Genomic DNA, 13,911 nt, shown 5'->3' with positions numbered 1-13,911 from the left:
TCAGGCCTCTTCCAGGAGCACCACGGCCTGCGGCGTCTGCTGGTAGAGCACGAACCGCCCGTCACGGACCTTGCTGACCAGCCCGGCGCGGTGCAGCGCGCCGAGGTGGTAGGAGATGGTGCCGGGCGCGTAGCCGATCCGGGTGGCGAGCTCCGCGGTCGACCTCGCGGTCTCGAGGTCGGCCAGCAGGGCCGCCCGGGCGGCGCCGACCACCTGCGCCAGCTTGCCGCGCCGGTGGTCGCGGCCGGTCCCGACGCGGTGGGCGGGGTAGTAGAGCACGAGCTGGCCGGGCACGTCGACCTGCACGGCGAAGCCCGGCCAGCTCAGCACCCCGGGCGCGAGCACGAAGTCGCGGCCGGTGCTGTCGATCTCGCCGTTCCAGGTCGCGGCGAAGGTGATCGTGCGGCCCGTCCAGCCGATGCCGGGGTGGAGGCTGCCGAGCACACCGCCGATCCCGTGGCGGGTGATGGTGTTCGCGCGGTGGGTGATGTCCTGCTCGATGATCGAGTTCAGCTCGGCCCAGCCCTCGGCCAGGGCCTCCCGCCAGAACCGCGCGAGGCCGGCGGCCAGCCGTCGCGCCAGCCGTCCCGAGTCCGCGACGCGGCGGGTCGTGACCGGCAGCGGCCGGCTCCAGTGCGCCCGGGTGTAGGTGAAGACCTGCTCCTCGAGCTCGTCCGGCGCGGTCGTTTCGATCCGCGCGAGCTGCTCGTCGAGCAGGTCGCGGGGCCGGGTGGCGGCGCCGGGCTGCGGGGTGAGCAGGTCCGGCGTGTAGACGTCACCCGGGCGCGGCAGCAGGCCCGCGAGCAGGGCGACGTCCGGGTGCGCGAGCGCCGCGCGGGCGAGCGGGCCGGGATCGCCGAACACGGGGTGGCGTCCCGCGGCGGCGGTGAGCTTCAGCCACGCCAGGGACTCCGAAGCCGGGGACGGCGAAAAGCGGGTCCTGGCCACCGTCTCGGCGTCGACCCGCAGCGTGAACACCGGTCGACGGTAACACCGGCCGCCCGATTTGAACCGGCTCGAATCCTTTCCGGTCCGGTGCTCGCGGAGGGTTCAGTGGACGCATGTTCGCCCGCGCGAAGACCACCGCCGCCGTGGCCGCGCTGGTCCTCGCCGGGGCGCCGGCCGCCGAGGCGCGTCCCCTCGGCTACGCGGTCACCCACGTCGTCGGCACGGTGACCCGGCACCACTGGTCCGCCGGCGCCGACGGGACGTACCGGGCCGTCACGTCCCGCGAGCTGTACACGTTAACGATCGTTTACCCGACGGTTCAGGACTCGCTGAGCGCGAGCAGCCGGGCTTCGGCGTCACGCAGGTAGCGGTCCAACGCCGACTCCGCCGCGGCGAACCGGCCTCGCCGCAGGTCGCGCAGAATCTTCTCGTGGCAGTCGAGGAACGGCTCGTAGAACTCCCGCGTGTTCTCGTTGAGGACGAAGAACAGCCGCGTTTCGGCGAGCACCTGGCGCATGGTCGCGGAGATGCGCTCGCTGCCCGCGAGGTCGACGAGGGCCTGGTGGAAGTGGATGCTCGCGGTGCCGACCGCCGGCCAGTCCGCGGCCCGCGCCGCCGTCCGGCCGTCCCGCAGGGCCTGCTCGACCGGGCCGAGGTCCACCGCGGGCAGCTCGGCCGCGCGGCGCAGCGCCCCGCATTCGGTAGCGCGGCGCACGACGTACAGGTCTTCGATGTCCTCGACGGTCAGTTCGCGCACGAACACCCCGCGGTTCAGCTCGTGCACCGCCAGCCGCTCGTGGGCCAGCAGCTGGAACGACTCGCGCAGCGTGTTGCGCGAGACGCCGAGCGCCGAGCTGATCACCGGCTCGGACAGCCGTTCACCGGGGGCGAACACGCCGTCGGTGATGTACTGGCGCAGGATCGCGGCGACCCGCTCGGCGGTGCCACTGCGTTCGAGCTGGTGCCGCTCGCTCTCCAGCCCCGAGGCATCGACGGACACGGCGCTACCTGACGCCGAGCTCGAAATCGAGGCTGTAGCGGTTACCCGGCAGCGCGCCCGCGGCCTTCGCGCCGTCGATCGGGAGCACCACGCCGTTGATGAACCGCGACTCGTCGCTCGCCAGGAAGACGACCGCTTTCGCGACTTCCCAGGCTTCGCCGACGCGCGCCGCGGGGGTGCTCGCGACGAGCTGGTGCTGCTTGGTTTCGAACTCCTCCGGCGAGTTGAGCGTGCCGCGCAGCATGTCCGTGTCGATCGCGCCGGGGTTCACCGTGTTGGCGCGGATGCCCTGGTGGGCGTGGGCGACGGCGATCGACTTCGTCAGCCCGACCAGCGCGTGCTTGGTGGCGTTGTAGACGGGGTCGCCGGGGCGGCCCATCACCCCGCCGTTCGACGACGTCGTGACGATGCTGCCGGCCTTACGCTCGATCATGTGCGGCAGCACGGCGCGCGTGCCGAGGAAGGCGGCGCGCACGTTGAGCGCGAAGATGCCGTCGAACTCGGCCAGCGTCGTGTCGGCGAGCGGCTTGCCGAGGTGGCCGCCGACGTTGTTGAACAGGACGTCGATCCGCCCGGTTTCGGCGATCACACCGTCGACGAACGCCGCGACCTGGTCCTCGTCCGTGGCGTCCACAATGGAGTGGCGGTACCCGTCGATCCGTTCCGCGGGTTCGCGGATGTCCGAAGCGAACACTGTGGCGCCTTCGGCGAGGAACTCCTTCACCGTCGCGAGGCCGATGCCCCGCGCACCACCGAACACGACCGCCACCTTGCCGGCCAACCGACTCATGTCACTCCCCTGCCCTCAGCCGAGCTGTCCGCTCGTCGTCCACCTCGTAGTCCTCGGGCAGCCGGACGAGCGCGTCCGGTTCCCCGAGGTAACGCACCTCGACGCCGTACACCGCACGCGCCGCCGCCACCGAGACGTACCCCTCGACGACGTCGGCGAGCACTGCTGTCACCGGCCGCTCGAACGGCGGCCCGTACCCGCCGCCGCCCGGCAGCGTGACGTCCACAACGGACTCCGCGGCCAGCGTCACCCGGCTCTTCGCGGGCAAGTCGTCGCCTTCGCGCAGCCCGAACCGGCCGACCGCGCCCGGCCTGCCGCCGTCCACTCCGGACGCTTCGGCGCGCACCCGGTCGACGTTCCCGTTGACACTCCACGCTTCCGAGCCACGGACCGCCATCGTGGTCACCTGACCGAGACCGCCGCGCCACCGTCCGGCGCCGCCGGAGTCTGCCCGCAGCTCCCGAGTGTGCTGGACGAGCGGCGCCATCGTCTCGATGACCTCGGTCGGCGTCGACCGCAGCCCGCTCGGGAAACCGGTGGTGTTCAGGCCGTCCTTGTCCACCCGGGCGCCCGTCCCGCCGGTCTGGAAGACGTTGAGCATGAACCCGGGACCACGCCAGATGGTCATCCACAGCGCGTCGGCGCTCGGCGCGATCGCGGTGCGGGGCAGCGCGCCGATCAGCAGCGACGGCAGGAAGTGCCCGATCAGGTGGCGCGACGCGACCGGCGCGGGAGGCAGGCAGTTCAGCACCGAACCTTCGGGCGCGGTGACGTGCACCGGCCGGAACGACCCGGCGTTGTGCGGCACCTCCGGCGAGATCGCCGCCTTGACGGCGAACGACGCGTACGCGCGCGTGTAGTTCAGGACGACGTTGATCCCCCGGCGGCTCTGCGGCGACGAACCTGCGAAGTCGAGGTGGATCTCGTCACCGTCCACAGTGGCCGTCACCCGCAGGACGACTTCTTCGTCGTCGAAGCCGTCAGTAGCGATCTCGTTGGTGTACGTGCCGTCCGGCAGCTCCCGCAGCGCGTCGCGCAGAGCCTTCTCGGACCGGTTCATGATCTCCGCGGCGACGTCGTCGAGCGAGTCGAGCCCGAACTCGTCCAGGAGCCGCAGCAGGCTCGCCGCACCGACCTCGTTGCCGGTGACCTGCGCGTACAGGTCGCCGATGGTCTCCTCCGGCGTCCGGACGTTGGCGCGGATCAGCCGTTCCAGATCGGTGTTGACCTCACCCACGCGCAGGAACTTGAGGATCGGCAGCCGCAGGCCCTCTTCGAAGACCTCGTGCGCCTCGGCGGAGACGAGCCTGCCGCCGATGTCCGGCGCGTGGCAACAGGACGCGAACCACGCGACGAGCCGGCCGCGCCGGAACACCGGCGTCGCGACGGTGATGTCGTTGATCTGCCCGGCGGTCTGCCACGGATCGTTGGTGAGCAGCACGTCACCGGGTTCGAGTGTCTCCGGCGGGTAGGCCGCGACGAAGTGGTGCATGCCGGTGGCCATCGCGTTGATGTGGCCGGGCGTGCCGCCGACGGACTGGCCGATCATCTCCCCGCGCGAGTCGAACACCGCGCAGGCCAGGTCGAGCGATTCCCGGACCACCGCGGAGAAAGCCGTGTTGACCAGCGCGTTCTGCTGCTCGGCGAGGATCGAGTGCAGCCGGTTGCCGAACAGTCCGACCAGGATCGGGTCGACGCTCACACCGTCACCTCCAGCGCGGCGTCCTCCCGGACGACGCAGTGCGCGCCGGGTGGGACGACCACAGTGGACTCTCGTTCTTCCACAATGGCCGGTCCGTCGATCCGCACGCCCGGTTCGAGCCGGTACCGGTCGAAGACCGCCGTGTCGACAAATCCCCCGGCGGCGGGAAAGTAGGCCTTGCGGGTGCCCTTGCGCGCGTCACCGCTGGTCACTCGTGTCTTGAGCCGCAACGTGACGTCCGGTGCGGGCCCGCTCGAGACGACCCGCCAGTTCAGCACCTCGACGCCGACCTCGGGCCCGGTGCGCCGGTAGAGCGCGCGGTAGGTGGCCGTGAACTCCTCGATGAGGGTGTCCGGCCAGCTGCCGTCCTGAACCGGCACGCGGATTTCGTACCCCTGCCCGGAATAGCGCATCTCGGCGATCCGGCGATGGGTCACTTCGTCCACACCGGACTTCGCGAGCAACGCCGCGCCCTCGGCCTCCATCTCGGCGAACAGTGCGTCGACCTGCTCCCACGCCAGGTCGTGCACGGCCGCGCGGGCCGACCGGACGAAGTCGAACGCGAGCGGAGCGGTGAGGAACCCGGCCGCGCTGAGCACTCCGGCGGCGGGCGGCGCGACGACCGACGGCGCCCCGAGCGCGCGGGCGACACCCACGCCGTGCACCGGGCCCGCGCCGCCGAAGGTGTACATCGGCAGCTTCGCCGGGTCCTGGCCACGCTCGACGGCGTGCACCCGCGCGGCGTTCGCCATGTCCTCGTTGACACTCGTGTGGATGCCCCAGGCGGCCTCTTCGACACTCACGCCGAGCGGCGCGGCGATCTTTTCCGCGACGGCCGACCGCGCGGCCGCGGCGTCGAGTGTCATGCTGCCGCCGAGGAAGTACCCCGGGTCGAGGTAACCGAGCACCAGGTCGGCGTCGGTCACGGTGGGCTCGGCGCCGCCCCGGCCGTAACAGACCGGCCCGGGCTCGGAGCCCGCCGAGTCGGGCCCGACGGTCAGCAGGCCGAGCGCGTCGATCCGGGCGATCGAGCCGCCGCCGACGCCGATCTCGATCATGTCGGTGACCGGCACCTGCACCGGCAGCCCCGATCCCGGGAGCAGCCGGTACTTGCGGTCCACTTCGAACTGGTGCGTCACGAGTGGCGCGCCGCCGGCGATCAGGCACAGTTTCGCCGTGGTGCCGCCCATGTCGAAGGCCAGCAGGTCGCCGGGTCCGATCGCGGCCGCCGCGAGCGCCCCGCCCGCCGGGCCGGACTCGAGGATCCGGATCGGGTGCCGGGCCGCGGTGTCCACAGTGGCCAGACCGCCGTTGGACAGCATGATGAGCGGCGCCCCGCTGATCCCGAGCCGCCGCAGCCGGTTTTCGAGGTCCCGCAGGTAGCGTTCGGTGAGGTCCTGGACGTAGACGTTGGCGACCGTGGTCGAGGCGCGCTCGAACTCGCGGATCTCCGGGACGACGTCCGACGACAACGCCACCCTGAGTGAGGGCGCCGCCTCGGCCAGGATCTCGGCGGCGCGCCGTTCGTGGGCCGGGTTGGTGAACGAGTGCAGGAAGCAGACCGCGACCGCTTCGATGCCGCGTGCCACGAGCTCCCGGCCCAGCCGCGCGACGTGCGCCTCGTCGAGTCCGGTGTGGACGGACCCGTCGGCGAGAATCCGCTCCGGGACGTCGAAACGCAGGTGCCGTGGCACGAGCGGCGCGGGCAGTTCGAGGTGCAGGTCGTAGAGCTCGTACCGGTGCTCGCGCCGCATCTCCAGGACGTCGCGGAAGCCCGCCGTCGCGAGCAGCGCGGTCCGCGAGCCCTTGCGCTCGATCAGCGCGTTGGTCACCAGCGTCGTCCCGTGCACGACCTGCTCGACGTCCTTGGCGACGATCCCGGCGTCCGCCAGCAGCGCGTCGAGTGCCTGCGCGATCGCGCGGGCCGGCTCGTCGTGCGTGGTCAGGACCTTGCCGACCGCAACGATCCCGGTCTCGTCCACCGCGCAGAGGTCGGTGAACGTGCCGCCGATGTCGACGCCGATCCTCATCCCGCGGCCTTCCGGTACCACCGCGGCGAGGTGTTGAGCGGCGGCTTCAGCTTGGCCTTCACCACCAGCACGTTCGGCTCGTCCGACTCGACGAACTCCCCGAGCAGCCGCCGGAACGCCCGCCCGAACCCGGACACGCGGTCGGCGTGCACCCCGAAGGACCGCGCGAGGCCGACGAAGTCCGGGCTGTCCCAGTCGACCCCGCGACGCGGGAGCCCCTCGCGTTCCTGGTCGTAGCGCAGCATGCCGTACCCGCCGTCGTCGACCAGGACCACCGTGACCGGCAGCTGTTCCTGCGCGAGCGTCGCGAGATCTCCGCAGGCGTAAAGGAAACCACCGTCCCCGGTGATGCAGATGGCGCGCCCGACCCCCGCGGCGGCGGCGCCGAGCGACGCCGGGAAGCCGTACCCCAAGGTGCCCCAGCCCATCGGGTAGGCGAGCTTGCGCGGCGCCCGCACCCGGTGGAAGCCGCCGATCCAGTACCCCGCGACGCACATGTCGGAGACGAGCACGGCGTTCGTCGGCAGCACCTCGTCCAAAGTGGACAGGAAGTCGTAGGCCTGCGGCTCCTCCTCGCGGATCCGCTGCCGCACCCGGCGGCCGATCCCGGCCAGCCGCAACGTGATGTCGTTCAGCCCCGGCCGTTGTTTCGGCAGCAGCCGCTCGACGATCGCCCGCGCGTCCCCGACCAGCGTCAGGTCCGGCGGGTAGTTCTTGGCGGCGTCGTCGGCGTCGACGTTGACCGCGATGAGCTGCCGCGGCTTCGGCATCAGCCAGTTCTGCGTCATCAGGCCGTCGAAGTCGGTGCCGATGGCGAGCACGACGTCGGCCTCGTCCCACAGCTCCCCGACCTCCGGCGTGTGCACCGGGTTCGGCGCCAGGCACGGGTGGTCGAGCGGCAGCAGGCCGCGCGCGCCGAAGGTGGTGATCACCGGCGCGGCGATCTTCTCGGCGAGCGCGCCGATCGCGTCCCCCGCGCCCGACCGCAGCGCGCCACCCCCGGCCCAGATCAGCGGGTTGCGCGCGTCGGACAGCATCGCTTCGGCCCGCGCGAGATCGGGGACGTCGCTCTCGGGCTTGCGGTGCGGCGCGGGCGGACGCCGGTGCGGCACCGTCTCGCGCAGGTAGTCGGTCGGCACGCCGAGGTAGACGGGCCCGCTCTGCGGCTGCAACGCGAGCCGCGCCGCGCGGTGCACGGTGGTGCCGATCTGGTCGGCGGCCCGCACGGTGAAACCGCCCTTGGTCACCGGCGCGAACATCGCCTGCTGGTCGGACGTCTCGTGCAGCACCCCGCGCACAACACCCGGACGCCGCAGCGTCGAAGGGATGTCGGTGGCGATGATCAGCACCGGAGCCGCGGACGCCATGGCCTCGCCGACCGCGCCGAGGGTGTTCGCCGCGCCCGGCCCGGTGGTCACCAGCGCGACGCCGAGCTTGCCGGTGGCGCGGGCGTACCCATCGGCCGCGTAGCCGGCGGTCTGCTCGTGCCGGACCCCGACGAGCTTGATGTCGGTCTCGGCGAGCGCCTCCCACAACGGCAGGTTGTGCACTCCCGGGAGCCCGAAGACGATCTCGGTCCCGAGCGTTTTCAGCGCGTCCACCAGCTCCCGAGCACCACTCACAGCCACGGCCCGGATACTGCCAGATCGTTGAACGATCTGGCAATCAGCCCCTAGACGATGTTGCGCTCGGCCGGTGCGGTATCGGCGCCTTCGAACCGCCGGACGTCGAGCCCGGCGATGTCCACGGCCGGCGGTCGCCCCAGGTAGAGGTCCCGGACGAGCTCCCCGGCGGCCGGGCCCATCTGGAAGCCGTGGCCGGAGAAACCGGTCGCGTAGAAGAACCGCGACAGGAGGACGCTTTCCCCGATGATCTGGTTGCGGTCCGGCGTCATTTCGTACAACCCGGCCCAGGCGGTCCGGACCCCGGCGTCGAGCACGGCCGGAATCCGCCGCCCGGCCACCTCGACCAGCCGCGGCAGCCACTCGCCGGCTTCGTAGTGGGTGTCGAAGCCCGGGAAGCCGTCGTCGTCGCAAACGGACATCGCCAGACCTGCACCCTCCCGGTGGAAGTAGAACGCGGACGGCATCTCTATGGTCAGCGGCACTTGTTCCGGCAGGTCGGGCACAGGTCCGGTGAAGACGACCTGCCGCCGGAAGGGACGCACCGGCAGGTCCAGCCCGGCCAGCTCCCCGACGCGCCCTGACCACGCACCTGCAGCGCACACGACCGCACCGGTCCGGACGAACCCCGCCGTCGTGTTAACGCCGGTTAACTGGTCACCGTCCCGCTCGATGCCGGTGACCTCGACGCCGGTGCGCAGCTCCGCGCCTTTCGCGCGCGCAGCTCTCGCGTAGCCCTGCACGACCGCGTCCGGAGTCGCCTTCGCATCACCCGGCGACCAGAGCGCGGCGACCAGCCCGTCCGTCTCCAGCAGCGGCATGACGCTCTTCGCTTCGGAGGGCTCGAGCAGGTAGCTCCGGACACCGTGCGCCTGTTGCAGCTCTGCGCAATGTCCGAATGCGGGCACGTCCGCGGGGTCGGTGAGCAGGTACAGGTAGCCGTCCCGCCTGAAGTCGATCTCGACGCCGAAGTCGTCGGAGAAAGCGCTGTACGCCGCGAGCCCGCGCAGGCCCAGCTCGACGTTGACACCGCTGGTGAACGACGAGCGGATGCCGCCGGCCGCCTTCGCCGTCGAGCCCTCGCCCAGGCCGTCGCGCTCCAGCAGCAGGACGTCCACTCCGGCCTCGGCCAGCCGGAACGCGCAGCTCACCCCGATCACCCCGCCGCCGATCACGACGCACTCGGCCATCGGTGGCAAGGACGTTTCCCCAGCGCCGCGGACGGTCATACTCGCCAATGTAGAACGTGATCCACCCACGGTCGCCGAGCGCGTAGAGTCGGCGTGCCGAGTGCGGAAGGTGATGTCCCATGGCGATGATGCCCGTGACCGACTCGATGTTCCTCCTGGTCGAAACGCGCGAGCATCCGATGCACGTGGGCGGTCTGCAGCTGTTCAAGAAACCGGACGGCGCGGGCCCGGACTACCTGCGCGACGTCCGCCGGAACCTGCTCGAATCGGACAACATGCGGTCGGTGTTCCGGCGCCGCCCGGCCCGTCCGGTCAACACACTCGGGCACGTCGCCTGGACGACCGAGACCGACCTCGAGCTCGACTACCACTTCCGGCACTCGGCGCTGCCGCAGCCGGGCCGCGTCCGCGAGCTGCTGGAGCTGACGTCACGCTGGCACAGCACCCTCCTCGACCGGCACCGCCCGCTGTGGGAGACGCACCTCATCGAAGGCCTGGCCGACGGCCGCTTCGCCGTCTACACAAAGGTGCACCACGCGCTGATGGACGGCGTCTCCGCGCTGCGCCAGCTGCAGGGCACGCTGTCGGACGACCCGGGTGACCTGGACTGCCCGCCGTGGTGGGGCAGCCGGCGCAAACCCGGTGAAAAGCCCGCCAAGAGCCCTCGCTCGCTCCTCGAGACCGCGGGCAAGACCGTCAACCAGCTCGCCGGCCTGGCGCCCGCCGCGATGAAGGTGGCGCGGGAGGCGTTCAGCGAGCACACGGTGACCCTGCCGGGGCAGGCGCCGCGGACGATGTTCAACGTCCCGATCGGCGGCGCGCGGCGGTTCGCGGCACAGTCGTGGTCGCTCGACCGCGTCCGGAAGGTCGCCACCGCCGGCGGAGTGTCGCGCAACGACGTGGTGCTCGCGATGTGTTCCGGCGCGCTGCGGGACTACCTCATCGAACAGCGCGCGCTGCCGGACGCGCCGCTCGTCGCGATGGTGCCGGTGTCGCTGCGCCGCCAGAACGACCCCGGCGAAGCGTCGGGCAACAACATCGGCGCGCTGCTGTGCAACCTCGCCACCGACCTGCCGGACGCGGGCAAGCGGCTCGTCACGATCCACCAGTCCATGCGCAACGGCAAGCGGCTGTTCTCGGAGCTGACGCCGTTGCAGACGCTGTTGTTATCGGCCGTTAACGTCGCGCAGCTGGGCGTCTCGCCCATCCCGGGCGTCGTGAACAACACGCGCCCGCCGTTCAACCTGGTGATCTCGAACGTGCCCGGCCCGCGCAAGCAGATGTACTGGAACGGTGCCCAGCTCGACGGCATCTACCCGGCGTCGGTGCTGCTCGACGGCCAGGCCGTCAACATCACGCTGACCAGCAACGGCGACAACCTCGACTTCGGCGTCACCGGCTGCCGCCGCAGCGTGCCGCACCTGCAGCGGATCCTGACGCACCTCGACACGGCGCTGGTCGAGCTGGAGGCCGCGGTCAGGTAGCACCGGTGAGCGGCACCCACACTCGGCCATAGGAAGGAAAGTTTCCGAACTGCTCTGGCCAGTTCGCTCTCCACGCTCCTACGGTGGCGGAGATCAGTTCCGCGAGAGGAGCAGGAAATGACCGAAGGCACCGAAGTGTGGACCACGCCCGACTTCGTCGAATACGAAACTCCCATGGAGGTGACCGCCTACGCGGCCCGCATGGCGGACTGAACCATGACCGTCGAGCCATTGCCGGAAAGCGCATTCACAGCTGAGCTGCGCGGTCTTTCCGGCCGGTACTGGGGCACGCACCCGTTCCACCACCGCTTGCACGCGGGTGAGCTGACCGAGCGCGGGTTGCGCGTCTGGGCGGCCAACCGCTGGTACTACCAGCAGGCGCTGCCGCAGAAGGACGCGGCGATCATCAGCAACTGCCCCCTGCCGGAGATCCGGCGGCACTGGCTCGACCGGATCGTCTACCACGACGGCACCACCGCCGGGGACGGCGGCGCCGAACGCTGGCTGCGCCTCTGCGCCGCGGTCGGCCTCGACCGCGACGAGGTGCTCGACCAGCGCCACGTCGTCCCCGGTGTCCGCTTCGCCGTCGACGCCTACGTGAACTTCGCGCGCACCAAGCCGTGGTGGGAGGCCGTCGCCTCCGGCCTCACCGAGATGTTCGCCGGGCACCTGATGCAGCAGCGCGTCGCGGACATGCTGGCGAACTACGCGTGGATCGCGCCCGCGGACCTCGCCTACTTCACCAACCGGATCGACAAGGTCTCCGGCGAGGGCAAGGACACTCTCGACATCGTGGTCCGCCACTGCGTCACGCGCGAGCAGCAGGACCGCGCGATCGCCGCACTGGCCTTCAAGTGCGACGTCCTGTGGACCATGCTGGACGCGATCGAACGGGCGGCAGGATGATCACCGCGGCGTCCGTCCCGCAGCTGCGCCGCGGTGTGCGGCTGTCTTTCGACCACGTCCGGGAGACGCACGTGCTGCTGTTCCCCGAAGGTGTCCTGGTGCCGAACGCGACGGCGGCCGCAGTGCTCGAACTCTGCGACGGAGCGCGATCCGTCACCGAAATCACGACGGTCCTGGGAAAGCGCTTTTCCGGCGTCCGGGCCGACGACGTCCTCGACGTGTTGTCCCGGCTGGGTGAACGGCGGGTCGTCGCATGGACGTGACCCCGCCACTCGGCCTGCTCGCCGAGCTGACCCACCGTTGCCCGTTGCATTGTCCTTATTGCTCCAATCCTCTTGAACTCGTGTCGCGCGACGCCGAGCTGTCCACCGAGGACTGGATTTCGGTGCTTTCGCAGGCGCGTGAGCTGGGCGTGCTGCAGGTGCACATGTCCGGCGGTGAACCGCTGGCCCGCCCCGACCTGCCGGAGCTGGTGGCGCACGCCAGCGAACTCGGCTGCTACGTCAACCTCGTCACCTCCGGGCTGGGGCTCACCGCGGCACGGCTGGACGACCTCGTCGAACGCGGCCTGGCGCACATCCAGCTGTCGGCGCAGGGCGCGACGCGGGAGCGCGCGAACCTGCTGGCCGGAGCCAAGGCGCACGACCGGAAGCTCGCCGCGGCCGCGCTCGTGAAGGCGGCCGGGCTGCCGTTGTCGCTGAACGTCGTGCTGCACCGGCAGAACCACGACGAGCTGGCCGGGATCATCGCCCTGGCCGAGCGGATGGGCGCCGACCGGCTGGAGCTGGCGAACACCCAGTACTACGGCTGGGCGCTGCGCAACCGCGACGCGCTGATGCCGACGCCGGGCCAGCTCGAGGCCGCCGAGCCGATCGTGCGCGCGGCCGTCGCGCGGCTGCGCGGCACGATGGAGATCGTCTACGTCGTCGCCGACTACTACGAGCCGTACCCGAAACCGTGCATGTACGGCTGGGGCGCGCGGCAGCTGACCGTCGCGCCGGACGGCACCGTGCTGCCCTGCCCGGCGGCGTCGGCGATCACGACACTGCAGCTGTCCTCGGTACGGGACACCCCGCTCGCCGACATCTGGTACCGCTCCGAGTCCTTCAACGCCTACCGCGGCGAGGACTGGATGGCCGGGCCGTGCCGCACGTGCGACCGCCGCGGGCTCGACTTCGGCGGCTGCCGCTGCCAGGCGTTCCTGCTCACCGGCGACGCCGCGGCAACCGACCCGGTGTGCTCGCGGTCGCCGCGGCGCGACGTCGTCGACCTGATCCTGTCCCGGCCGGGCACGTCCGAGCTGGTCATGCGCCGGTGAAGGTCATCCTGCTCGGCACCGCCGCGGGCGGCGGGTGTCCGCAGTGGAACTGCGCGTGCCGGCTGTGCACGTCCGGACTCCCGCCGCGCACGCAGGACTGCGTCGCGGTGAGCGCCGACGGCGCCGGCTGGTACCTCCTCAACTGCTCACCCGACATCCGGTCCCAGATCCTTTCCACGCCGGCGTTGCGGGCCGGGCCCGGCCCGCGCGAGATCCCGGTGCGCGGGGTGCTGCTCACCGACGCCGAGCTGGACCACTCGCTGGGTTTGCTGATGCTGCGCGAGTCGGGCGGCCTCCCGGTGTGGGCGCCCGACGCGGTGCGGCAGGGGCTCTCGCCGGTGCGCGCAATCCTCGACAGCTACGGCGGCTGGGACTGGCGGCCGCCGGAGGACCTGCCGGGACTGCGCGTCGCGTGCCTTCCGGTGAGTGACAAGCGGCCGAAGTACGCAGCCGCGCAGGACGGCCCGTGGGTGGTCGCCTACCGGATCGAGGACCCCGTCACCGGCGGTGTGCTGGTGTACGCGCCGTGCCTGAAGAGCTGGCCGCCGGGCTTCGACTCGTTCGTGGAGGGTGCATCTCTGGTGCTGCTCGACGGCACGTTCTACGCGCCGGACGAAATGGCCGGTGTCGACGGGCCGGACCAGCTCGCGATGGGGCATCTCCCGATCACCGCGAGCCTGGCCCACATCACCGAGCGGCCAGGACCACGCTGGGCGTTAACGCACGTTAACAACACGAACCCGGTGCTGGACCCGACATCCCCCGAGCACGCCACAGTGCTGACCGCCGGCGCACTGCTCCCGGCGGACGGCACGGAGTTTTCGCTCTAGGCGCTGTCCTGTAAGTCATCGGAGCCAAAGAACGATCGCTGCGATGGTGAGTTCGGCCTGGTAGTAAGCAGCGCGTTTGGCGTAGCGGGTG

At 71.2% G+C, this 13,911-nt stretch carries 14 protein-coding genes; 7 read left to right on the top strand and 7 right to left on the bottom strand.

Annotation, left to right across the window (positions count from 1 at the left end; translation table 11 throughout):
• Entirely contained in the window at positions 1-978 is a 978-nt protein-coding gene (locus ACZ63J_RS26885; RefSeq protein WP_465406436.1) for a helix-turn-helix domain-containing protein, read from the bottom strand.
• A gap of 83 nt (positions 979-1,061) precedes the next feature.
• Between ACZ63J_RS26885 and ACZ63J_RS26880 the strand changes: the two genes are divergently transcribed.
• Entirely contained in the window at positions 1,062-1,316 is a 255-nt protein-coding gene (locus ACZ63J_RS26880; protein ID WP_465406438.1) for a hypothetical protein, read from the top strand.
• Here the strand turns inward: ACZ63J_RS26880 and ACZ63J_RS26875 are convergent.
• The 6 genes from ACZ63J_RS26875 to ACZ63J_RS26850 all read right to left on the bottom strand — a co-directional run bounded on the left by ACZ63J_RS26875 (position 1,268) and on the right by ACZ63J_RS26850 (position 9,321).
• Complete coding sequence (locus ACZ63J_RS26875; RefSeq protein WP_465312746.1) at positions 1,268-1,948, bottom strand: GntR family transcriptional regulator; 681 nt, start codon at positions 1,946-1,948, stop codon at positions 1,268-1,270. The genes ACZ63J_RS26880 and ACZ63J_RS26875 overlap by 49 nt on opposite strands.
• A 4-nt stretch (positions 1,949-1,952) precedes the next feature.
• The gene (locus ACZ63J_RS26870; protein WP_465406440.1) at positions 1,953-2,738 is read right to left on the bottom strand and encodes an SDR family NAD(P)-dependent oxidoreductase; all 786 of its coding nucleotides are present in this window, start codon (positions 2,736-2,738) and stop codon (positions 1,953-1,955) included.
• Position 2,739: 1 nt separating this feature from the next.
• Complete coding sequence (locus ACZ63J_RS26865) at positions 2,740-4,440, bottom strand: hydantoinase B/oxoprolinase family protein (RefSeq protein WP_465406441.1); 1,701 nt, start codon at positions 4,438-4,440, stop codon at positions 2,740-2,742.
• Positions 4,437-6,470 carry a hydantoinase/oxoprolinase family protein gene (locus tag ACZ63J_RS26860; RefSeq protein ID WP_465406443.1) on the bottom strand — a complete coding sequence of 678 codons (2,034 nt, stop codon included), beginning with the start codon at positions 6,468-6,470 and terminating at the stop codon, positions 4,437-4,439. Before ACZ63J_RS26860 ends, ACZ63J_RS26865 begins: the two co-directional genes overlap by 4 nt.
• Positions 6,467-8,071 carry a thiamine pyrophosphate-binding protein gene (locus ACZ63J_RS26855; RefSeq protein WP_465406456.1) on the bottom strand — a complete coding sequence of 535 codons (1,605 nt, stop codon included), beginning with the start codon at positions 8,069-8,071 and terminating at the stop codon, positions 6,467-6,469. Before ACZ63J_RS26855 ends, ACZ63J_RS26860 begins: the two co-directional genes overlap by 4 nt.
• A 71-nt stretch (positions 8,072-8,142) precedes the next feature.
• On the bottom strand, positions 8,143-9,321 hold the full coding sequence (locus tag ACZ63J_RS26850; protein ID WP_465406445.1) for an NAD(P)/FAD-dependent oxidoreductase: 1,179 nt from the start codon (positions 9,319-9,321) through the stop codon (positions 8,143-8,145).
• 80 nt (positions 9,322-9,401) lie between these two features.
• Between ACZ63J_RS26850 and ACZ63J_RS26845 the strand changes: the two genes are divergently transcribed.
• The 6 genes from ACZ63J_RS26845 (at position 9,402) to pqqB (ending at position 13,820) form a co-directional block, all read left to right on the top strand.
• Positions 9,402-10,766 carry a WS/DGAT/MGAT family O-acyltransferase gene (locus tag ACZ63J_RS26845; RefSeq protein WP_465406446.1) on the top strand — a complete coding sequence of 455 codons (1,365 nt, stop codon included), beginning with the start codon at positions 9,402-9,404 and terminating at the stop codon, positions 10,764-10,766.
• A 117-nt stretch (positions 10,767-10,883) separates the two neighbouring features.
• On the top strand, positions 10,884-10,979 hold the full coding sequence (gene pqqA, locus ACZ63J_RS26840) for a pyrroloquinoline quinone precursor peptide PqqA (protein WP_465312752.1): 96 nt from the start codon (positions 10,884-10,886) through the stop codon (positions 10,977-10,979).
• A gap of 3 nt (positions 10,980-10,982) precedes the next feature.
• Entirely contained in the window at positions 10,983-11,672 is a 690-nt protein-coding gene (gene pqqC / locus ACZ63J_RS26835; RefSeq protein WP_465336321.1) for a pyrroloquinoline-quinone synthase PqqC, read from the top strand.
• Positions 11,669-11,935 (top strand): pyrroloquinoline quinone biosynthesis peptide chaperone PqqD, encoded by a 267-nt coding sequence (gene pqqD, locus ACZ63J_RS26830; RefSeq protein WP_465406448.1) that lies wholly within the window; start codon positions 11,669-11,671, stop codon positions 11,933-11,935. The genes pqqC and pqqD overlap by 4 nt, the downstream gene beginning before the upstream one ends.
• Entirely contained in the window at positions 11,926-12,990 is a 1,065-nt protein-coding gene (pqqE, locus tag ACZ63J_RS26825; protein ID WP_465406450.1) for a pyrroloquinoline quinone biosynthesis protein PqqE, read from the top strand. Before pqqD ends, pqqE begins: the two co-directional genes overlap by 10 nt.
• On the top strand, positions 12,987-13,820 hold the full coding sequence (pqqB, locus tag ACZ63J_RS26820) for a pyrroloquinoline quinone biosynthesis protein PqqB (RefSeq protein WP_465439653.1): 834 nt from the start codon (positions 12,987-12,989) through the stop codon (positions 13,818-13,820). The genes pqqE and pqqB overlap by 4 nt, the downstream gene beginning before the upstream one ends.
• Positions 13,821-13,911: the final 91 nt, after the last annotated feature.

This window comes from Amycolatopsis sp. NPDC104863 (assembly GCF_055582965.1).
This window is presented reverse-complemented; position numbering and strand designations above follow the sequence as displayed.

Excerpts from the sequence above, each read along its gene's own strand:
- ACZ63J_RS26880 (WP_465406438.1), top strand. The coding sequence starts at position 1,062 with ATGTTCGCCCGCGCGAAGACCACCGCCGCCGTGGCCGCGCTGGTCCTC.
- ACZ63J_RS26870 (WP_465406440.1), bottom strand. The coding sequence starts at position 2,738 with ATGAGTCGGTTGGCCGGCAAGGTGGCGGTCGTGTTCGGTGGTGCGCGG.
- ACZ63J_RS26860 (WP_465406443.1), bottom strand. The coding sequence starts at position 6,470 with ATGAGGATCGGCGTCGACATCGGCGGCACGTTCACCGACCTCTGCGCG.
- ACZ63J_RS26850 (WP_465406445.1), bottom strand. The coding sequence starts at position 9,321 with ATGACCGTCCGCGGCGCTGGGGAAACGTCCTTGCCACCGATGGCCGAG.
- ACZ63J_RS26845 (WP_465406446.1), top strand. The coding sequence starts at position 9,402 with ATGGCGATGATGCCCGTGACCGACTCGATGTTCCTCCTGGTCGAAACG.
- pqqA (WP_465312752.1), top strand. The coding sequence starts at position 10,884 with ATGACCGAAGGCACCGAAGTGTGGACCACGCCCGACTTCGTCGAATAC.
- pqqC (WP_465336321.1), top strand. The coding sequence starts at position 10,983 with ATGACCGTCGAGCCATTGCCGGAAAGCGCATTCACAGCTGAGCTGCGC.
- pqqD (WP_465406448.1), top strand. The coding sequence starts at position 11,669 with ATGATCACCGCGGCGTCCGTCCCGCAGCTGCGCCGCGGTGTGCGGCTG.
- pqqE (WP_465406450.1), top strand. The coding sequence starts at position 11,926 with ATGGACGTGACCCCGCCACTCGGCCTGCTCGCCGAGCTGACCCACCGT.